General features: G+C 54.3%; 23 protein-coding genes. 13 read left to right on the forward strand and 10 right to left on the reverse strand.

Annotation, left to right across the window (positions count from 1 at the left end; genetic code table 11):
* Window positions 1-5 precede the first annotated feature (5 nt).
* Window positions 6-416, reverse strand: coding sequence for a DoxX family protein (locus HU752_RS20650; RefSeq protein WP_186675954.1), 411 nt, complete (start codon window positions 414-416; stop codon window positions 6-8).
* 92 nt (window positions 417-508) lie between these two features.
* On the opposite strand from HU752_RS20650, the gene HU752_RS20655 reads away from it, so the two are divergent.
* On the forward strand, window positions 509-901 hold the full coding sequence (locus tag HU752_RS20655; protein WP_186675951.1) for a winged helix-turn-helix transcriptional regulator: 393 nt from the start codon (window positions 509-511) through the stop codon (window positions 899-901).
* A 93-nt stretch (window positions 902-994) separates the two neighbouring features.
* Here HU752_RS20655 and HU752_RS20660 read toward each other — a convergent pair whose 3' ends face one another.
* Window positions 995-1,189 (reverse strand): DUF7740 domain-containing protein, encoded by a 195-nt coding sequence (locus HU752_RS20660; RefSeq protein WP_186675948.1) that lies wholly within the window; start codon window positions 1,187-1,189, stop codon window positions 995-997.
* A 334-nt stretch (window positions 1,190-1,523) separates the two neighbouring features.
* Between HU752_RS20660 and HU752_RS20665 the strand changes: the two genes are divergently transcribed.
* A complete protein-coding gene (locus HU752_RS20665; protein ID WP_186676143.1) occupies window positions 1,524-2,144 on the forward strand; it encodes a 3'-5' exonuclease in 621 nt (206 codons plus the stop codon).
* A 145-nt stretch (window positions 2,145-2,289) separates the two neighbouring features.
* Here HU752_RS20665 and HU752_RS20670 read toward each other — a convergent pair whose 3' ends face one another.
* Complete coding sequence (locus HU752_RS20670; RefSeq protein WP_186675946.1) at window positions 2,290-3,354, reverse strand: nucleotidyl transferase AbiEii/AbiGii toxin family protein; 1,065 nt, start codon at window positions 3,352-3,354, stop codon at window positions 2,290-2,292.
* Window positions 3,323-3,742 carry a DUF6088 family protein gene (locus tag HU752_RS20675; RefSeq protein WP_017903848.1) on the reverse strand — a complete coding sequence of 140 codons (420 nt, stop codon included), beginning with the start codon at window positions 3,740-3,742 and terminating at the stop codon, window positions 3,323-3,325. Before HU752_RS20675 ends, HU752_RS20670 begins: the two co-directional genes overlap by 32 nt.
* Window positions 3,743-4,177: 435 nt before the next feature.
* Between HU752_RS20675 and HU752_RS20680 the strand changes: the two genes are divergently transcribed.
* Window positions 4,178-4,627 carry a hypothetical protein gene (locus HU752_RS20680; RefSeq protein WP_186675944.1) on the forward strand — a complete coding sequence of 150 codons (450 nt, stop codon included), beginning with the start codon at window positions 4,178-4,180 and terminating at the stop codon, window positions 4,625-4,627.
* Window positions 4,628-5,058: 431 nt separating this feature from the next.
* Window positions 5,059-5,589 carry a hypothetical protein gene (locus tag HU752_RS20685; RefSeq protein WP_186675942.1) on the forward strand — a complete coding sequence of 177 codons (531 nt, stop codon included), beginning with the start codon at window positions 5,059-5,061 and terminating at the stop codon, window positions 5,587-5,589.
* A 125-nt stretch (window positions 5,590-5,714) separates the two neighbouring features.
* Here the strand turns inward: HU752_RS20685 and HU752_RS20690 are convergent, their stop codons facing one another.
* Window positions 5,715-6,965, reverse strand: coding sequence for an IS256 family transposase (locus HU752_RS20690; RefSeq protein WP_186675940.1), 1,251 nt, complete (start codon window positions 6,963-6,965; stop codon window positions 5,715-5,717).
* 596 nt (window positions 6,966-7,561) lie between these two features.
* Between HU752_RS20690 and HU752_RS20695 the strand changes: the two genes are divergently transcribed.
* The 3 genes from HU752_RS20695 (at window position 7,562) to HU752_RS20705 (ending at window position 10,091) form a co-directional block, all read left to right on the forward strand.
* The gene (locus HU752_RS20695; RefSeq protein ID WP_186675938.1) at window positions 7,562-8,506 is read left to right on the forward strand and encodes a chromate resistance protein ChrB domain-containing protein; all 945 of its coding nucleotides are present in this window, start codon (window positions 7,562-7,564) and stop codon (window positions 8,504-8,506) included.
* On the forward strand, window positions 8,499-9,857 hold the full coding sequence (gene chrA, locus HU752_RS20700; RefSeq protein WP_186675936.1) for a chromate efflux transporter: 1,359 nt from the start codon (window positions 8,499-8,501) through the stop codon (window positions 9,855-9,857). The genes HU752_RS20695 and chrA overlap by 8 nt, the downstream gene beginning before the upstream one ends.
* A 123-nt stretch (window positions 9,858-9,980) precedes the next feature.
* Window positions 9,981-10,091: a hypothetical protein gene (locus HU752_RS20705; protein WP_232434423.1), complete on the forward strand. Its 111-nt coding sequence runs from the start codon at window positions 9,981-9,983 to the stop codon at window positions 10,089-10,091.
* Here the strand turns inward: HU752_RS20705 and HU752_RS20710 are convergent.
* Both HU752_RS20710 and HU752_RS20715 read right to left on the reverse strand, forming a co-directional pair.
* Complete coding sequence (locus HU752_RS20710) at window positions 10,075-10,737, reverse strand: HNH endonuclease family protein (protein ID WP_186675933.1); 663 nt, start codon at window positions 10,735-10,737, stop codon at window positions 10,075-10,077. The genes HU752_RS20705 and HU752_RS20710 overlap by 17 nt on opposite strands.
* Window positions 10,734-12,026, reverse strand: coding sequence for an AAA family ATPase (locus HU752_RS20715; RefSeq protein WP_186675930.1), 1,293 nt, complete (start codon window positions 12,024-12,026; stop codon window positions 10,734-10,736). The genes HU752_RS20710 and HU752_RS20715 overlap by 4 nt, the downstream gene beginning before the upstream one ends.
* 812 nt (window positions 12,027-12,838) lie before the next feature.
* On the opposite strand from HU752_RS20715, the gene HU752_RS20720 reads away from it, so the two are divergent.
* Window positions 12,839-13,192 carry a hypothetical protein gene (locus tag HU752_RS20720; protein ID WP_186675927.1) on the forward strand — a complete coding sequence of 118 codons (354 nt, stop codon included), beginning with the start codon at window positions 12,839-12,841 and terminating at the stop codon, window positions 13,190-13,192.
* A complete protein-coding gene (locus tag HU752_RS20725; RefSeq protein WP_186675923.1) occupies window positions 13,189-14,718 on the forward strand; it encodes a conjugal transfer protein TraG N-terminal domain-containing protein in 1,530 nt (509 codons plus the stop codon). The genes HU752_RS20720 and HU752_RS20725 overlap by 4 nt, the downstream gene beginning before the upstream one ends.
* 2 nt (window positions 14,719-14,720) lie before the next feature.
* On the opposite strand, the gene HU752_RS20730 is transcribed toward HU752_RS20725, so the two are convergent.
* Window positions 14,721-15,089 carry a DUF3742 family protein gene (locus HU752_RS20730; protein ID WP_186675921.1) on the reverse strand — a complete coding sequence of 123 codons (369 nt, stop codon included), beginning with the start codon at window positions 15,087-15,089 and terminating at the stop codon, window positions 14,721-14,723.
* 479 nt (window positions 15,090-15,568) lie between these two features.
* Here HU752_RS20730 and HU752_RS20735 point away from each other — a divergent pair, with 479 nt between their 5' ends.
* The 4 genes from HU752_RS20735 (at window position 15,569) to HU752_RS20750 (ending at window position 17,855) form a co-directional block, all read left to right on the forward strand.
* Window positions 15,569-15,922: a DUF6124 family protein gene (locus HU752_RS20735; RefSeq protein WP_186675918.1), complete on the forward strand. Its 354-nt coding sequence runs from the start codon at window positions 15,569-15,571 to the stop codon at window positions 15,920-15,922.
* Between the two features lie 195 nt (window positions 15,923-16,117).
* Window positions 16,118-17,020 (forward strand): hypothetical protein, encoded by a 903-nt coding sequence (locus HU752_RS20740; protein WP_186675915.1) that lies wholly within the window; start codon window positions 16,118-16,120, stop codon window positions 17,018-17,020.
* Window positions 17,017-17,349: an STAS-like domain-containing protein gene (locus tag HU752_RS20745; RefSeq protein ID WP_186675912.1), complete on the forward strand. Its 333-nt coding sequence runs from the start codon at window positions 17,017-17,019 to the stop codon at window positions 17,347-17,349. The genes HU752_RS20740 and HU752_RS20745 overlap by 4 nt, the downstream gene beginning before the upstream one ends.
* The gene (locus tag HU752_RS20750; protein ID WP_186675910.1) at window positions 17,349-17,855 is read left to right on the forward strand and encodes a hypothetical protein; all 507 of its coding nucleotides are present in this window, start codon (window positions 17,349-17,351) and stop codon (window positions 17,853-17,855) included. The genes HU752_RS20745 and HU752_RS20750 overlap by 1 nt, the downstream gene beginning before the upstream one ends.
* Window positions 17,856-18,429: 574 nt before the next feature.
* Here HU752_RS20750 and HU752_RS20755 read toward each other — a convergent pair.
* Together HU752_RS20755 and HU752_RS20760 are read right to left on the reverse strand one after the other, a co-directional pair.
* Window positions 18,430-19,392 carry a DUF6896 domain-containing protein gene (locus HU752_RS20755; protein ID WP_186675908.1) on the reverse strand — a complete coding sequence of 321 codons (963 nt, stop codon included), beginning with the start codon at window positions 19,390-19,392 and terminating at the stop codon, window positions 18,430-18,432.
* Window positions 19,393-19,449: 57 nt separating this feature from the next.
* On the reverse strand, window positions 19,450-19,800 hold the full coding sequence (locus tag HU752_RS20760) for a hypothetical protein (protein WP_186675905.1): 351 nt from the start codon (window positions 19,798-19,800) through the stop codon (window positions 19,450-19,452).
* Window positions 19,801-19,992 lie beyond the last annotated feature (192 nt).

Genomic DNA, 19,992 nt, shown 5'->3' on the forward strand with positions numbered 1-19,992 from the left:
TCCTGTCAGTTGAGGGTGAGTTGAGGTGTTGCTGCGACCACGCGATAAGGCGAAGGAACGTCGCGTGCGGCGTTCTGGGTGGTGAACGAAATGACCAGAAGAACAAGCCCAATGCACGCCGGCAGTGCGCCCTTGGGCCTGCGCAGACCAAGGTGGGCCGACCCGGAGAGCAGCAAGTGAAAGAACATGCCGGCATAGGCCAGATCGCTCAGCGGCACATTGATGCGCGACAGAATCGCCAGGGGGCCAAGCACCTTCACAACGACCATGAAGGGCACGAGATAGGGGGCCGGATAGTTCAGCTCGGCCAGGGTCTGATGCACCCAGTCCTTTTTGATGACGTACAGCGTCGCAGACATCAGGTAGAGCAGGCTCAGCAAGACCGTGCTGAGCCAGTAGGCGTAACTGGCAACCATGAGAAGGCTCCTTGAGTGGGTCAGGTCGACTTTCGTCAAGGATGTTGTCTAAGATGAAATCCAACAAGTAGGATGAAAAAGTGGCACCTAGTATGGAAAACCAGACCAATGAACCTGATGACATCAACATGCACGAGGAAATGCGTCGTGCCTTCGCATTGCTGTCGGGCAAGTGGAAGTTGGAGATCATGTGGCTGCTCAACCAGCGGATTTATCGCTTTGGAGAGCTGAGAAAGGCCATCCCCGGGATTACTCAGCACATGCTGACGGCGCAGCTGCGTGAGTTGGAAGCCGATGGTTTGGTGACGCGCACAGTGTTCGCCGAAGTGCCGCCGCGTGTTGAATACGAGATCACGGCAAAGGCACGCGGACTGGGGCCTACGATGGAGGCGCTGACCGCCTGGTGGAATGAATACGGCAGGAGCTTGCCGGTGAAGCCAGTTGCACGCGGGCGTCCTGCCAAATCGGAGCCAAAGTCAAAATGAGAGGCCGGTTGTCCGCGGGAAGTGAGCAGCTCACGCTCTACCGGCATGACCGACCCGGCATTCGCCCGGCAATCGATGTGCGTGCAAGCGGGTTCAATCCTCGAGGTTCTCGGCCATGAGCGCGATCAGCTCCATGGGGCTGCGGCTGTTGATCACGTTGTAGATCAGCTCGCGCTTGGACCGTGGCAACTTCTTCACGCAGCTCTTGGCCGAGGCGCGCACCGCTTCGTCCGTTCCGTGGATACGGGCGGCCAGCAGCAGAATCAGGACGGCGTCGGAGAGGTTCATGGGGCGGCGGCTCGGAGGATTTGGACGTGAATATATCGGCGGTCGCCACACTTTCTCCAGGCATCAGCTGGATCCAAGCTCCATTAGCCTGCGCAGAGTAGCACGGGGCGTTATTTTCCTTTGCCACTCACGCCTGGGCGATAGCGATTGGCTGATACGGTGCATCAGTTTCACCGGCATCGCCCGTACGAAAAATCTGCGGCGGCCCCGCTTGCCAGCGTAGCTCTCTTAGGATTAGCCGTCCGGTGGACAATGCGCATTGGCATCGGATAATTTTCCTGATGGCCAACAAGGCGTTGGGTATTTTTCATCAATCCAAAAATTAGAGCTGACCATGGTACCTGTTCGTAAGCCCCAGCATTTAGGTGCGCTAAGGGAGGTTTTACACCCCTATGATTACCTACTCTGTGTCGACCTTGAGGCTACGTGCGATGAGGAAGCCAAGCCGGGAGAGCCTCCACGCCCACTGCTCGTGCATCGTGAGGATATGGAAACGATTGAGATTGGCTTGGCTGTGATCGACCTCTCATCGCTCAAGGTGGTCGACCACTTTCAGAGCTTTGTCCGGCCCACTCTGCACCCGGTACTTACCGACTTCTGCCGAAAGCTGACCACGATCAAGCAAAGCGATGTTGATGCTGCTCCTGGCTATGCCCGGGTTGCTCAGATGCTGGATGCTTTCCTAGAGGCCTACCCCAATTCAATGTGGTGTTCGTGGGGTGATTACGACCACAAACAGCTTCAGAAAGATGCCTCACGTTTGCACTGCAAACCGATGCTAGAGGGGATGCTTCACACCAATTTGAAGAAATGGCACTGGAAGGTTTTCGAGTGCCGCGCGATGGGCCTACAGCCTGCCGTGGAGATGCTAGGGCTCGAATGGGAAGGCACCTACCACCGCGGCATTGATGATGCCCGCAACGTGGCAAATGTGGCCATTCACCTGCTTAGCTGACCATGGTCAAAATGCATAGGGGCCTCGTTATCGACAGGGTGCCAGCACCGATTTGCTGACGATCGAGCGATGAGCCAGTCAGCGACAGCGCAACCACGCGACCATGGCTCAAGCCAATGACATTCAGTGGCTCACGCATTTAGCCCTAAGCCCCACTACTCGCTGCACCGTGATCCAGCAAATGCCGTGCGACATTCGCAAATGTTGCGAAGCAGGTGTCGTAGTCAGGTCTCTCATGAGCGTAAAGCAACGGCATGAGCCGCTGTTCAAAATTTGCTTTTAAGCCATCGTGGGTCGCAGCGACCTCAAGGGTCTGTTGCAAGACCCCGAATGGATCTGCTTCAAATTCAGGGTGCTGCCTTCCGAACTCACGGACATCCTTAGCCACCGACGAAGCAAAGACTCGTGTGGCAGGCTCTAGCGCTTCGGGGTGGCTGGTCGCGATACGCCACACATCGTATACATGGCGAACCAGTGCTGTGTCGAAAGCACCAGGCTGGCGCCCACTCCAGCTGCTTGCGCAGCGACGCAGCAGCGACAGCACTTTTTCCGCAAGGGTCTCTGCTATGGTGATGCATTCCATGGGGAACAGAAAAGGCTCGTTGCTCCCGCTCAGTTTCTCCAGCATGTAACCCAGATTCTGCGTTTGCGAAGGAATCATGGGCGGCCGATGTACGAGCTCAATCTTCAGTTGCGGGCGCAGCGCACCTGCCACATCATGAAAATGTGCGTCGTACGATACCCACAGACAATAGTAACGGCTGCTGTCCCTACAAGTTGGATTGCCATCTTCTGCAACCCAATGGAAACCTAGCCCGGACAAGGCTCTCTCGACCTCTGCGTGTAGCGTCTTCAGCCGGCCACGATCCCCCAAATCCTTGGCAAAAGCGTAGCCTTCAGGTGGGGAGAGCAATTCGATTTTGATGTCAATGTCCTCAGACATCCTTTCGATCAGGCCATAAGCCTTCGAAAGACAGGTACCGCCCGCGAAAACCATTCGCGTAGCGACATTGACCTCTGCTGGCTTGGTGTCGCCCTTTTTTCGATTCAGTTGCCTGGCGACATGCGTGACTTGGATTTGCGAAAGGGCATGAAGGGCATCAGTGATGTGCTGATCTTTCTCTGCGACAGCGGCTGGCATGCTTTTCAGAATGCCAGCCGTCGACGCATCTTCAATACTAACCCGCAGCTGCTCTGAAAGAGTTTTCATAGACTACCGTGTTGTTCCCCACCATCACTTTACGGGAAATACGTCGGCGGCCAGTATTGACGACCGTCCCCATAGGGACCTGAGTCGACTTGCCGCTGTTGTACTCGGCAACAAGAGTACTGGGTGCAATTGAAATATTCAGCTTGCGGAATAACTCCGCAACAATCATTTCCAACGTGCCAGCAGGCGTTGGCTTGCCTGTGTACTGGTTGATGCGAGTTTTCGCGAACGCGCCCTTGCTGACACGCACAAGCATACCGTTCGCAACAAACCGGGCCAGAACACGACCGACTTGCGAATCGCTCCCCATGCCTGAGAACTCCGAACGCAACACAACCAGGCCTGCACGCTGCTTGATTGAACGACTCATGCGGTCTTCGAGTTTCATGTACCAGCTCCTAAAGCAAGCTATTGACCTCAAGGTCACTATAGGTCCTAACCGCAGATTTGGCCAATGAAAACGGGCCTCTTACCCGACAAAACCTGCGCATCCATACGCGAAATTCTAATGCAAAAAAGTGATGGCGTAGACGTTTGTTCGTCGGCAATTCGCCGTCGCAAAGCAAGGCTATGCCCCGCCATCTGACCCACGCAGCGTTCGCACTGCCGTCTACCCCAGCGAAGGAACAGATCCAGGTTGGCAGTGTGTACGCCTGCATCGAATGCCAGCGGATGCGCGCATCTTTGAAATGCTGATTGGTCAGGCCGAGAGCCGCCAACGACATGAAAAACCGCTTGAGGACAACATCGCGGCAACGCCCTACCGCTGCCGTCTGCCTTGCCGCACACTACCCGCTCACCAGCAGCAGGATGGAATTGACCGATGCGAGTGACCGCAGACAACCGGGCGCCTGAAATTCAAAGGCTTGAGCACCTGCTGGAAGGGATGAACTACTCCGTCTGGATCGGTGCTTATGGGCCCTTCGACTCTGGCCGCTCACTCGAGGAACAGCTACGCCACTCAGTCAGCAACCGCAGTGTTGTGGGCAGAGAGACGCCCGTGTCTGGCAGTGATGTACGCAGCGAGGTGCTGGAGCAACTGCTCCACCCAGGAGATGGCGGCTATGGGCCGATAGACCTACCCGCTAAGCGCTCGGAGATCATCCGTTTGGCCGAAGAGCTGCTCAGTCTTGTGCGCCTGGACCAGGCCAACGCCATCAACGCGTTCTGGCTTGCCGAAGGCCACCCGGCTTACTCGGTGTGGTGGGATTTCGCTTTCGACATTCATGCCGACGGGCAGCGATGGATCCTCATGGGCAGTGCCAGTGACTGAGGAGCGGAAAGCCTGGCTCCCCGTTTTGATTACGGCCTCACTTCTGCCGGCAAACACAGCAGCGTCCGACAGACCCGACAGAGCAATTCCTACACCATCTAGGCACAAGGATTCATAGCCGCCGTCCATGCCGCCTACAGGCATGTCACGCCGGAAATAACCTGTTGCAGAGCCTGCTTTGACAGCCTACAGCCGGGTTATCCATTGTGCGGGGGCATACTGCTGACCTTGTCAGCAACATGCACAGTAGCTTGGGATCTGAAGGGCTACGATGCGCCATTGCGCATGATCCACCCCACAGGTCGCCAAGCTTCCCACTGCTGCGACCAATCGACTGCCATTGCGGTCGGTGGAAGCACGCTGTTCTTGATGTTTCCCCATACGGGCCTCGCCCGTATGGGCAGGCTCTCCGAATGAAATCTGGAGGTCTAATGAAACTGGGAAGGAATCTATACAAGACGCTGGTCGCATCCAACGTCTCGGAACAAAACGCGACATCCATCACCGATGCGCTGGAGAACGTGATGACTACAGCTCTTGCTAGCAAAACTGACCTGTCGGAGGCTCGTAACGAGCTGAAGGCTGAAATCACAGGTGTGCGTACTGAGCTGAAAGCTGAGATCGCTGGTGTGCGTGACGAGCTGAAAGCTGAGATCGCAGGCGTGCGTACTGAGCTCAAAGCTGACATCGCTGGTGTGCGTGACGAGTTGAAAGCTGAGATCGCAGGCGTGCGTCATGACTTGCATGAACTCAGATTGGACATGACGAAGCTTGAAGCGAACATGACGACATTCCGCACCGAAATCCGGGCCGATATGTCAGAAATTCGCCACACGATGGAGGTCAACGGAGAAAGGCACAGTAAAGAGCTTGCCAAGCAGGAGAACAAACTGACCTTACGGTTTGGGACGATGTTAGTTGGCGGTTTGAGCTTGTTGTTCGCTGCGTTGAAATACCTCTAGCAGCCTCTGCTGTCACCACCCACGCGGGGAACACTCCCCGCCGGGCGAAGTGTTCTCCGCATTCGGGAGTGTCAGATTTTTTGTGTTCGGGCCGGTAACGGCCTGCCGTCAGGCAGGCCCTGATTTCACCAGGTCGGCCTGATGAACCGATCTCCGTACAAAATCGCAAATTGATTCATCGCATTTTTCCAATCATGCGCCGCTGAGCCCCAATTTGCTGTGATGTTGCGCAGCCCCAGCCAGATTAATTTGGTCGCCGCATCGTCGTGCGGGAAGTGACCACGAGTCTTGATGATCTTGCGTAGCTGGGCGTTGATGCTCTCGATGGCATTGGTGGTATAGATCACCTTCCGGATAGCAGGCGGGAAAACAAAGAATGGGATCACACGATCCCATGCCCTTCGCCAGGCAGCCACCACCGTTGGATATTGCTTGCCCCAAGGTCCGCGTTCAAACTCATCCAGTGCCTGCTCGGCCGCTTGGTCGTTGATGGCCTGATAGATCGGCTTTAGGGCCTTGGCCAGTGCTCGACGTTTGTCCCAGGCCGCGTAATCAAGGCTGTTGCGGATCAAATGCACGATGCATGTCTGCAATGTCGTTTCCGGGAACACCGCGCTGAGCGCTTCTGGTATGCCTTTAAGACCGTCGGTCACGGCAATCAGCACATCCTCGACGCCACGGGTCTTGAGGTCGTTGAACACCTTCATCCAGAACTTCGCGCCTTCGGTGTTTTCGATCCAGATGCCCAGGATATCGCGCGTACCATCAGGCAAAACGCCCAGCGCCAAGTAGATCGCCTTGTTACGAACCAAGCCTTCTTCACGGATTTTGACGCGCAGCGCATCAAAGAAAATGACCGGATACATCGGTTCCAAAGGGCGTTGTTGCCAGGCACCAATTTCCTCCATGACCTCATCGGTCACAGAGCTGATGAAGTCATGCGAAACGTCCGTCCCGTATTGCTCGGAAAGAAAAGCCCGGATCTCTCTAACCGTCATTCCGCGGGCGTACATGGCAATGATCTTGTCGTCGAAACCGGTATAACGGCGCTCATGCTTGGGGATCAGAATGGGCGAGAAACTGCCGTCACGGTCTCGTGGGATATCCAGGCGTAGCGGGCCATCGCCTGTCAGCACGGTCTTGCCACTCTTGCCATTGCGCTGGTTGGTCTCATCCTCAGGGCGCTGCGCGCCCGGAGGATAGCCCAGGTGATGCCCCAGCTCGGCGTTCAAGGCTCGCTCGATCAGTGCCTTCTTGAAAGCCGCAGAGGCCTCTTCGATGGCCTCTGCGGTCATCAACGGGGTGGCGGAAAACCGTTCAAGAAGCTCTTTCGGAACTGTCGGTAACGCTCGAAGCGGTTTCTTTTTGGTTGGCATACATGCACCTCTTACTCATGGTATGCCCGAACACAAAATTTCTGACAGTCTCCCGCATTCTGTTTCACACGGAGCATCGCGAAGCCCTGCTGCTGTACCTTCGAGCGTTGATCGCTCCTCTTTGACTGCGTCGGCCCTGGGCTGACTTGCTGATCTGAACGTCGGCCTGCTGTTGGGGTTCGTTGTTTATCGGCTTTCACTTCATGGGCGTGCTGCAGGTTGGCACGCCCACCCGCTACTCACTGCCCTGTCCCTGTTTTGGTGTGGCGGATACCTCCTCTGATGCTCGGCTGCAACGGCTGTTGATCGTTGTCGTGCGGCTTGATGTTCGGCGGCGTGCTCGAGGAGGCCATTTCGCTGTGCGTCTCGCGCTTCTACGAGCTGCATGCGTACCACTCCCAGGAAAACCACGATGAGGGACGATCCTAAACCGTATTTCGTCCACCTCAATACTGGATCACCTAGCATTTTCAATGCATTTCCCTCTGGAAGAACACCTCTGCGAAGGCGCACATGTTTGCCGCTCAAAACAGCTTTCCAATTTCCCTGCATAGGAATAATGTAGCTCTATCTACATTTTATCGAGCTATCGCTACATGACTGATTGGTTAGCTCTGATTCTGGGATTACCGACCGCGAACGCAACAGAGCGCATGCGTGCTTGGCGCGCCCTGAAAGCTTCGGGAGCTGCGGTTTTGCGTGATGGTGCCTATCTGCTGCCGAATATCGATGCCTGCCGTGAGGCGCTGGCTGCGGTTGAGCGTGACATTCTGGCCATCAATGGAACGGCCTATGTCTTGCCAGTCGTGGATCCAAGCGGTGAACGCTTTATCGAGTTGTTCGACCGCAGTGAGGACTACAGCAAACTGCGCATTGAGATCGAGGATTGCCGCGAACAGCTCACGACCGAGAATGCGTTGTCCACCACCAAGCAGATACGCAAGCTGCGCAAAGGCTACGAACAGCTGAGCAGCATCGATTACTTTCCAGGCGAACCGAAGCGACAAATCAACATGGCTTTACAGGAGTTGGAGACAGCGGTCAGCCGAGCCCTGTCTACCCATGAGCCACACAGCCGCAACCAAGCCATAACCGTACTCAACCGTAGCGACTACCAGGGACGTGTCTGGGCCACCCGCAAGCGTCCTTGGGTTGACCGCCTGGCTTGTGCCTGGCTGATCCGCCGGTTTATCGACCCGCAGGCGCAGATCCTCTGGCTGGAGCATCCCCAGGACTGCCCAACCGATGCCCTGGGCTTCGACTTCGATGAAGCGACCTTCAGCCATGTCGGCAACCGCGTGAGTTTCGAAACCCTGCAAGCCAGCTTTGAACTTCAAGAGCCGGGCCTGAACCGTATCGCGGCCTTGGTGCACTACCTGGATATCGGCGGTGTTCAGCCCGTGGAGGCTGCCGGGATCGAGCGGGTGCTGGCCGGGCTGCGCGAAACCATTATCCACGACGACCACCTCCTGGCTGCTGCGAGTGCCATCTTCGACGGCCTGCTCGCCGGCTTTGTAAAAGAGGAACACCCCAATGAATAAGGCTTTGCCACCAGCGGTTGAAGAGGAACTGTCGAGGCCGGTCGCGATCAGTTTTCGTGAGGCGTTCTGGTTCTGGTTGAAGCTCGGCTTCATCAGCTTTGGCGGGCCTGCGGGACAAATCTCGATCATGCATCAGGAACTGGTCGAGCGGCGGCGCTGGATCTCCGAACGCAGGTTCCTGCATGCCCTCAACTACTGCATGTTGCTGCCCGGGCCGGAGGCTCAGCAACTGGCGACCTACATCGGCTGGCTGATGCATCGAACCTGGGGCGGGGTGATCGCCGGCGCGCTATTCGTCTTGCCGTCGCTGTTCATCCTGATCGCCTTGTCCTGGCTGTACATCGCCTTTGGCGACGTGCCGGTGGTGGCTGGACTGTTCTACGGCATCAAGCCCGCGGTGACCGCCATCGTGGTGCAGGCGGCGCATCGGATCGGCTCCCGGGCGTTGAAGAACAATTGGCTATGGGCGATAGCCGCAGCGTCATTCGCCGCGATCTTCGCGTTCAATGTGCCTTTCCCGTTGATCGTACTGGTTGCCGCATTGCTCGGTTATGCCGGCGGGCGCTTTGCCCCCGAGAAGTTCAGAGCCGGGGGGCATGGCGCCGCCAAGAAGTCCTTCGGCCCAGCCCTGATCGATGACAACACTCCGCCCCCCGAGCATGCCCGATTCAGCTGGTTGAAACTGGCAGCGCTGGCACTGATTGGCGCCGCACTATGGGCATTGCCAATGGGGATTCTGACCGCACTCTTTGGCTGGGAAGGCACCTTAACCCAGATGGGCTGGTTCTTTACCAAGGCCGCTTTGCTGACTTTCGGTGGAGCCTATGCGGTGCTGCCGTACGTCTACCAGGGCGCGGTCGGTCATTACAGCTGGCTGACACCGACCCAGATGATCGACGGCCTGGCCCTGGGGGAAACCACTCCCGGGCCGTTGATCATGGTAGTGGCCTTCGTCGGTTTTGTCGGGGCCTATGTCTTGCAAGTGTTCGGAGCCGATCATGTGTTTCTGGCAGGGGCGGTGGCAGCGTCCCTGGTGACCTGGTTTACCTTCTTGCCCTCGTTCCTGTTCATCCTCGCTGGCGGCCCGCTGGTCGAGGCAACCCACAACGAACTCAAGTTCACCGCGCCGCTCACCGGGATTACCGCGGCGGTGGTCGGGGTGATTCTCAACCTGGCGTGTTTCTTCGGCTATCACGTGCTGTGGCCGAAGGGCTTTGGCGGTGCTCTCGACTGGCCCTCCGCGCTAATCGCCATTGCAGCAGCGATTGCCTTGTTCCGCTTCAAACGTGGCGTCATTGAGGTGCTGATGGCCTGTGCACTCGTCGGTTTGGCGCTGCATCTGCTGCGCTAGAACACGCAAATCGACTTAACAGCCTTTGTCGAGCATCGGGCCCGCCAGCTCAACCAGCCTACAGCGCTAGGCGGGAGGTGTCCCATGGGGTGGATTACCCGTGAACGGCTGAAGATCGACCGCATGGCCTACCCCTGGCTCATCGCGCGTTTCATCGACCTGCAGACGTGTCCAGCGGTGAGGTGCTGCGGATACAAGCAGAGAAAGATGCAGCCCCCTACTCTTCTTGCCTAGAAACAATCAAACCTTGGGCCTCAAGCTCTCTGGCCAGGAACGGGGCACGCCGGCGCAGATAGTCCAGCGAAATATCGCCATCAAAATAGGCCTTGGCGTACTCTTCCCGAACCTTCAGGCAATCATGGTCGTTCAAGTTCAGTCGTTTGATGGTGGCGAGAATGCGCGCCTTGATGCCGGGATCAAGACCCTCACCCGGGATGACCTGGTAGCTGACCAGTTCGAGACGAAACCATCCCTCCTCGACCTCGAATGGATCCAGGACATCCTGATAGTGATTCTTGCGGGCGTTCATCAGCGTGCAGGCCAGACGATAGTTCTGCCACTCATAGACATCGTTCCACGTCTGAGATTTGGGCAGCATGTGGTCCACTGAGCCACCGCCGGTGACACGTTCAATGTAAATGCAGATGTAGGCGCAAAGACGACCGTACGCCTCCATCAGATCCGGCAAAGCCTCGGTCCAAATAGGTGGAAATTTATCGGCCGGAATCTCTTCGCGTGTTTGCGCGACTACCTTTCTGGGCCGGCCCTTGCGTTTCTCCAGCCCCTGCTCGCCTATCAATTCCGCGATAGCGCGCAGTCCTGGCTGCCGGACCTTTTCCTCAAAGCTCTCAGGCTCGTCTGCAGGTTGAACTCGAATCATGCGCCGCCCACCTTCTGCTCGCGGAAATGGCTCCAACGAATCCAGAAGGAGTCAACATCACTCAGACTGCTGCGCAAAGCCGAGTCGATATCACTCAATGTGCGCTTTTGCTCAGCCGTGAGAGGTTGTTTCTGCAGGCTGACCTCGCGCAAGAACTCACGTGCCCGCAGCAACGCCTCCTCAGCGGCGACCGAGCTGGGCTCCTTCAGGTTGAACACCTCGGACGACAACCAGGCGTTCACATCGCCTTTACGCGAATAGGGATAGAGGGATGCCTGCACTTCGGTGCCAACCAGATCAAAGTACCAAATGCAGTCGCGCTCGCGGTCAAACTCAGGCTCTACCGAAGCCAACACAAACGGCGAGTGAGTGGCCGCCAGCAGTTGCACAGGCACATCCCGGTTGCCGGTCAGCGCGTTCATGACATTGAGCAAGGCAGGGACAATGCGGCGCTGCCATTGAGGGTGCAGGTGGCACTCAATTTCATCGATCAGAAAGATGATCTCTCTGGCTGGCTGAACACGATAGCGCTCGCAAGCCAGTTGATGCTCTCGCCATGTCCATACCAGCAGGTAGGCCAACGCGGAGATACGACGCATGCCGGCCGACGCTTGAGTCAGTGGGACATCTTGTCCATAAGGCATGCGCAGAGAAGGAATGTCCCGAACGCTGTCTCCCACGCGCATCGGCTCGCCTGGCTGCATCTTTTCCACGCCGGAGGGTGATAACGCATCGAGCACTTTGACCAGATCATCGAACGCTGGCTTGCCGCCCTCTTGCCATAGCACCCAGTCACTGATCAACCCGTTACACAACTGGGTCTTGCCGTCGCTGGAGCGCAAACCGTTCCAGACCTCATCAGGTGAAAAGTCAAAGCTACGGGGACGGTTCGGTGCCGCGGCCTCTCCCTGATCACCTTTCCAGTAGTTACGAGCGGGGTCCCAGACCGAGAAACTACCGTCGACCCCTGCGTAGATTACAACTCCCGGAATCGCCGGACGGCTCTGCTTGACCGACCATTGCTGGGCCTCATGATCGAAGTCGCTTCTGTAGGCAAAGTCGCCAGTGCTGCCCTCGTAGCAATAAGCGATCGTCGACTGGCTGGCATCCTTTCGCGCAGTGGCCATGCTGTCTCTGTGCCAAGTACGTGTCAGCGACCACCAAGCGATGTCGAGCACAAAGCTCTTGCCCAGGCCATTATCACCGGTGAGGAAGTTGAGGCGCGGTTTGAAGTCAATGGCGAGCGTCTGGGCGGGACCAACGCCTTCAAATGTCAGTTTTTTAAGCATGGGCGGTGTCTCCAGTCATTCGGGCACCGCCCCAATAGGCGCTGTGTGAAGCCCTACGCTACAGGGACGCTTGGTCTCTTGAGCAATGAGTTCGGCCGCCCGGGCCTGAGTGATACCCGATTGCTCAATCAGCCACAGGAGCTTGTCTTTAGGGTGCATGAAAAGCCTCGTAGGCACATGTGCCCATTGTAATGCATCGAGGCGAGCACGCCGAAAGACTCCAAACTTGCACGCGAGGGTAATGTGCAACCGCTCGTGACCTGCCACTGTGACACTGAACCGTGATCTCCCGGTCTGAGCAGAACAGGTTTCTGAGCGACCTGCTCGGCAGTGAACGATTGGCCATTGAGAGGCTTGATCGACCACTGAACGGCAAGTAGTACACATGTACTCTTAATGAGCACATGATCCTTCGCCCTCTTCAACTGCACTGCAGCCCATTGCTGATACGCCCACCTCGCATCGCAGCCGTTCGTATTCGATACCTATTGCACGGCTCTTGGCAAAATCTCATCCCGCAAACCAGTTTTTCGGCTGCACCAGCGTGAAGTGCCGAGGAGGATTTAAGGCTTCTCTTTCAGGAGTCTCGACATGCTTCAGCCTTACTATCACCGCATACTACTTATGGCTTTCGCTAACGTTCTAACGAAGCAGAGCCCGTCGCCAACAGCCAATGTCAGATCGTTCTACGCCCTCCTCCTGCGTGCTGCGTTGGAAGCACTCGGCCCCTCGTCTCGTCACCGCGGACAACCACTGGCTACTGAGTATTGCAACGTTTCTGCACGGTGCGTGCGTGCACGGGCGGTGAAGCCATGAACCTGACCACACGCAAATACCTCAGGGTCCTGGGGCTGGTTGTCGTCGTGCCGTTGGTGGGGGCTCTGCTGAGCCTGCTCATCGCAAGCCTTGTGGCGATCGGCGGAGTTTCCTTCATGCGCTTCGCGGCCTGGCAGGAGTGGCAGGTCCACAACTACTGGTCCTTCCTGGCTGCCCGGCTCATCTTGTTTGGCCTCGCGGCCTGGGCATGGGTGTGGTTCCGCCGCCGGACGCTTCAGGTTCAGCCGGCCACTCTCCAACGTCTGAAAAGAGCTGAACTGACCTCACTCGCCGGCATCCTGCTGATTGAGTTGATGCGAGTTCTGGCCCTGTGGGAGGAGTTGGTATGACGCTCTATACCAACGACTACCTGGAGTTCTACCTGACCCTGGTGGGATGGCTGGTCAGCAATGGGATCTGGAATGCGCTGATGGACTCAGGGTTCTTCGCCCTGCCCTTTCTGGTCATCATGCTGCAGGAGTGGTTCGGGGCACGGGAGGACGGAGGTGGCGCGGATGCGGTACTGGCAGCCTGCGCCCGCATCGAACATCGCTTGTGGTTGGCGGCGGCGGTGATCATGTTCGCCGGCGTGCCCTTCATCACCATTAGCCTGAATACTCTGCAGTTCGACAAGAGCCGCTCGCAGCAGTGCCAGTACCTACAGCCCTTGCCCCAGAACACAGGATGGGGCAAGACCTTCACGACCCTGAACGACCAGAGCGCCAAGGTGCCCATCTGGTGGTTCTTCGTGCACTCGGTGTCCAAGGCAGTCAGTGGTGCAGCCGTGGCTGCCATCCCGTGTGGAACCGATCTGCGGCAGATGCGGATGGAGGTGAACAATTCCCGGCTGAAGAGCCCGCTGCTGGCCCAGGAGGTCGCGGACTTCACCAATGACTGCTATGGCTACTCTCGGGCCAAGCTGTTCATGATGCAGCCCAAACTGACAGAGGAGCAGACCCACGACACCAACTGGATTGGCTCCAAGTATTTCTTGCAGCAGAAAGGTTTCTACGACACCTATCACTCCAAGACCCCGCGAGCAGAGTGGCCCTACGACCCGAAGCGGGACGCGGGCCTGGCCCAGGTGAAAGACGGCGGTGGCTACCCGACGTGCAATCAGTGGTGGACTGAAGAAAAACAGGGGTTGAGGGTGCGAGTGCTTGCCGAGATGGATAAATCCTTGGTGGAGCGCTTCGTGAAGTGGGCTACTTTTTCCAACCGGGAAAAAGTGAACGACGCGCTGATTCGCCAACTGGTGTCACCGAGGAATCAGCAAGTCACCCAGGGGCAGGTCTATACCGACTATGGGGGACGGGTCGGCCCTTCGGTTCCTGATTTTGCGGCGCGGGTGACGGGGGCGGTCGGGACGACCATGGGGACGCTGACCAACATGCCGGCCATGGACGTGGTGCGCCAGGCGCTGCCGATGGTGATGGCGTTCCTGAAGATGGCGCTGGTGATCTGCATTCCGCTGGTACTGGTCCTGGGCAGCTACGACCTGAAGGCGCTGGTCACTATCTCGGTGGTGCAGTTCGCACTGATCTTCGTGGATTTCTGGTTTCAGCTGGCGCGCTGGCTCGACAGCACCATCTTCGATGCCCTGTACGGGTCCGGTTCGCCGCATGCGAACCTGAACCCGTTGATGGGGTTGAACAATGAGCAGGCTGACCTTCTGCTGGGGATTGTGATGGGAGCGATGTTCATCGTTCTTCCATCGTTTTGGATGTCAGCATTAACATGGGTGGGAATGCGTTCAGGTCAAACTATAAGGGGCTTAACAGATGGAACTAGCAGTCCTCATCAGCTCGGAGGGCAAGGGAAAAACATTCTGCAAAATGCCATCCAAAAAACACTCAGCAAGAGCAATAGAACATAATTCTAATCAAATTTATGGAACGCTGGATCATTAATATTCTCAGGGGAATAGGGATCCGGAAATAACTGTTCCCCATCCATCCAAATAACCTCCCCTGACTCCTTTTCTGTTTCGGAACTACTAAGCAATATCTCTTTACACAGAATAAACCCAATAACCGTAACGACGACCCCAAACGCTACACATAAAAACGCGCCAACCAAGGACAGCCGCACCAACCCACTCAGCAAGCTCGCCAACGTGGCGGGCATGCCCTTCTCCATCGTCCACCGCAGCATCGATGCCTCAAACCTGCGGTAGCGGGCTGAGAGCCAGCCAAAGACGAAGCCAATGCGGTAGGTAAGTCTTTTTTTCTTTGCTTCAGTAGCCATGCCTCTGACCTCGTGCTTGAGATTTCTCTCGCCGTACAACTTGTCGGTACGACGCTCAATTGAGCTTGGCAGAGGGTCTGAATGGGGGCTTGTAGGAATATTCCCAAATAACAACAGATTCGGCGGTAACAACGAGGAATGCGTGGCTCTTTTAGAAAATTGAAAGATGCATCTCTTTCACTTGAGTGAAATTTCCGAGACAATTCCAAGTGCTTGTTTTGCGCCCAATCTCGCCGCTAGTCTTCGGCCCGTCACTGTTCATCAGTGATCGGGTTTAGCAGCCTGCTCTGCACTTAGATTGCGCAAAACGCCACCTCAAGAGGTTCCTTTCGAGCCTCAGCTTTATGGTGGTCGTGCGTGGGGCGTCTTCGGGCGCGCCGGTTTCCAAGTGCACCGGTCTGCTAACCCGCGTACGGCTGCCACCTCTCGTTTAGCAGCGATGGTGACAGCCTCCATCAAGCACTTGGAATTATCAAATCATGTTCAAACCAACTCCCAATCCGCCAGCAAAGCCCAAGCTGGCAAGCATCGATTCCCGCATTGCCGACCGGGCATTGGCCCACCACAACCTCGGACCGGATGCGAGTGCAGAGCCCACTCCTCCGTCCACTGCATCACCACCCTGCCACGCGCCTGTAATGGTCGCCCAGGAAGAAACCCTGCTCGACATCCACTCGATCCTGCAGTCGGCCGCGGCCACAGCCTACGAGAACGCCGACAACCAGACCGGGCCCAATCGCAAGGTAGCGATGGGTGTGGTGCACCTGATCGAACTGGCGCAGTTGAGGATGGACAGGATCCTGAGTAGCCAGCCCGAAGTAGCCAACGACTGATCAAAACACACCAACCGGGCGGGCGGGAGGCACAGCTTTCCGCTTCGTCTGTTGAAATCAGAACTTTCTTACCGTCGTAGACGTTCCTAAATCGCATCCCAGCCGATACATCAAACAACAGAGCAGAGCATACTGGTCTCCATCTTAAGTGGATGGTAAGCTCAAGACCGTAAGTTTTTAGAACAGGGAAAACGTATGAGGTATGCTGCTGCACCCGAACACATCTGCGTGTATCGAGATGAATACCTCACTGGGACTATGGAGTTCTTCGAACAGATTGAACAAGCAATAAGGGTTCGCGAACATATCACAGTTGATTTCTCTAATTGCATATCAATCAATGCCGCTGCGGCAGTAATGACATTTGCCAAAATAACAAGATATCAGCTAATCGCTGATGCAACCAAAATGGAGCTGGGCCATCAAGCTCTAAAAATAAGACCGCCTAAAGATAAAAATATTAGAGCTTTTTTCCGAAAAACAGGGTTTCACGATGCCATTCGCCCTGGTGGCCAAGCTAAACTCGCACGTTTGTGGGAAGATGTGGACAACCCCTTTAAAACTTCAAATTCAGTTGAGCCAGACATTCGAGCGCTTATACGACACCTTAAGAGTCGACTGGGAAAAGTTCCAGGCAAGTTAATGTCAGCTCTCAGCGAAGGCTACTTAAATATCAACCACCACGCATATGAAGCGAATTTAATTGATGAGCTTTTTGGAAGATGGTGGCAATACACCACCTCTCTTAGACCTAACGGAACCTTCAGCGTTGTACTATATGACTCGGGCATAGGCATACCCCAAAGCCTTGAGCAAAAAGTTTTGAGAGACATCGGCTGGTGCACTGACAACTCAGTCATTGAATATGCCATGGAAAAAGGCAACACAAGGTATCCAGACAATTTTGGAAGAGGAAATGGATTCAGCAACATTAAGCAACCTGTTGACATCAACAAAAAAGCGAAACATTTATTCATCGCCAGCGGAAAAGGTAGCGTGACATACAAGGATCAGAAAATCATAAAGTCTGATTTCCACCCAAACTATAAATTTGGTGGTACACTGATAGAGTGGTGTTTTGACGGAGAAATGGCATGAGCAATGCAAGAGAAAAAGATATTATTGTAGGAGATTTTTCAAAAACGCCCTACGGCAGGTATGAGAAGGATGGCAAATCCAATGCATCGGCATTTAGAGATACCGTGCTTGCTAATGCCTTTAAAAACCCTGAAATAGATAGAGTCAACGTATATCTCGACACGGTTGAAGAGGGATATGAATATGGTTCCTCTTTCCTCGAAGAAGCTTTTGTTGGCTTGGTGCGCAAATGTAACATTGACGCTAACACAGTCAAACGAAAACTCAACATAATTACAGAGCATTACGATTACGTTTTAGAAATCAACGACTATTTGAGCAAAGTTTGATGGCATTAAGAGATTATGCAGACCTCGTCACCATCGTCATTTCGCCAGGGCTCACGATTATTGCCGCCATTATTGGCTGGGCAATTATCATCAAGGACTCACGTTCTTCCGCCCACAGAGCCGAGGCGACTGAACTACTCAACCTCGTGGTGGGCACAACGGTTGATCTAAATCGCAGAGCCGCAAATTTTCTCTTGGATGAGGCGGATAAAAGAGAAAATCATCGGGCTTGGGTTTCATCGGTATCCGTTGACATTGCCTCCCTACGAGCTCGCGCTGCAATTTTGAAAAACATTTACAAAATCGATATCCCAGATGATTTTTTCTTTACACTTCGAAAGTCCTTCACACTGAATGCAGAAGCATTTCACGAGTATGACTCAGACCAAGTATCACAATTAATTAACATCCAAACATCCCAAGTTTCAAAGACACTCGCCACCCTATACAAGCTTTACCCCAGCAAGAAAACCTGGAAATTATTTCAGGCCAAAACCACACCATAACTTATGCTCACAGGGCCATACACTATTCCTCAAGACCCTCTAAACTTGCACCACACCGCTCTCAACTTTCACTCATACTAGACTAGAAAATTCCGGTCATGACTTAGGGCTTTTCCAAGACCAATTTCGCCTGGATAGTAGGCTAGGCTTGTCCAGCGACAATTAAAAAAAGTGAACACTCAAGCCGAACGCTGACTCCAGCCAACTTAAAACCGCTTGCATTTACTCGCCTTTAGAAAAAATAAATTAATCAGCCGAAGCAGGCTCCATCTTCCCTTTTTTGTAAAATCACCGCCCAAAGTTATTAACCGACACCAAAAATAAAAATTAGCCCACGACTAATTATTACTAATCAATGATCCAATTTATTTTACACAGCACAGCTTGCTGCCAAGCCATATTTTAAGCGTGCAAGCACTTAAGCTCACATGGCAGCACAAAATGATTCTACTAAGGCAGGCCAGAGGAAAGACATACATATCCAAGACGGATCGATCAGTCTCTCAAGGAGAATTACGGAGCACCAGTAAGTTGATTGGAATCTCAAACAGCAATATATATTGAGTTCGCCGACTCATTTAGAACGACCCAAACTAGCTTCACTTGAACGTTCATTGAGAATATAGTAAAACTCACAGAGAACTCGGTAATTAGAGAAAAAACTCTTTAGCTCGCCATGAATTTTTCGCGCCCAAGAAATTCGCTCATCAGACGAAATAAAACCCAACGTATCTTCCACACTTTCACGCAAATGAAACACATTATTTCTGTATTTTCTCAAAGCATGATAATGCTCTGCTATTGAACTATTTAAAGCATTACATTCAGGAATCAGATCTCTATATTCCACTGGCCGCCTATCATTAAGCAATAAATACATACTCAAACTTCGATAACCCTCACAGGTGACCGCAAGATACCCCAACCACGAACTCATGTAAATTCTATAGTTAACTTTTTCACTGAAGCTCAGCTTTTTGTGCTTCTTCCGTTTAGCGACGAGCAAATCTAAATTCTTCAACATCAACTCAGCAGAATAAAAATAATGAATATTGAGTGTCAAAACCTCGTCCATGTCCCTATGCGGCAGAGCGTCACAAACATCTGCGACGCCTATAGAATATACGTATTCCATAGACTCTTTAGCGAGCCTACAAAGAACACCACTCAAAGGAATTATCTCATTACTTCTTTCAGATTTTGAAAAACAATCAAAAAATTCATCGTCGTCAGCAAAACCATATGTCTCGTGTCTATCTTTTGCGAAACGTAAAAGCCGCCACGAATCAAAACCTGATATCTCACCAAACCTCCCAAAGTCAAAATCCACGCTACCCTCCGGCAGGTCTACCCTGCATCCAAAACCATGCTTGTAGTAATTGACACCGTCATTCAAGCAGGAAATATTTGAAAGATCAGTAAAAACCCAGTCAGCGGCGGTGCCGGGAAGAGCCACCCCTGATGCTTTCATCAATGTCAATGCTGTCCGAACAGCTTTTTGGTAATCGATTATTAAACTAGTCAGCCGCTTATCCATGGGACCTCGCAATGGGTTGTGAAGAAATAGAGCACCATCGACTCTGAGCGCCAATCACTAAGTTGACTCAATTGACACCACTTCAAAATACCGGAACTTCTTCTTTTTCGCCTCGGCCTTGGCTTCCTGCTCGGCCGTGAAGGTGCTCAGGGTGTTGGCGTCGTAGGTGAGGACCTCGACCTGGCCTTCGAACTCCTTGGTGGCGTGCAAAGTTACCCGCAGTTTCGGAGAGAGCGGTTTGGACATAGGCCGGCGTTTGGGGGCAGCTGTCGGCGCCGAGGCTGGCACGGGTGGTGGGGTTGGGGTGAACTCGATTTCAGGGGCTGGTGCGGGGATCGGTTTGGCGACTGGAGTGGAAGGACCGAAAAGCGCCAGGCGCATTTCTTCCTCGCTCAGTTCTTGGCTCATTGCAGGTGTCTCGAAGATGAAGAGTTTTTTGATGGTTGAGGGGCTGATCAACCCTATCAGGGTCGGTTGTCATTTGCGTTGCTGAAACGAGTGAGGGGCCGCCTCATTTACTTCAAGGCCTGTGGTGTGAGCCGTGAGTTTACCCTCAATGTGCGAGGGCTATCCCTGCTTTCAGGTACATCACCGCTCACA

Origin of the sequence: Pseudomonas vanderleydeniana (genome assembly GCF_014268755.2) — a bacterium.
In the GTDB taxonomy this organism is placed as follows: domain Bacteria; phylum Pseudomonadota; class Gammaproteobacteria; order Pseudomonadales; family Pseudomonadaceae; genus Aquipseudomonas; species Aquipseudomonas vanderleydeniana.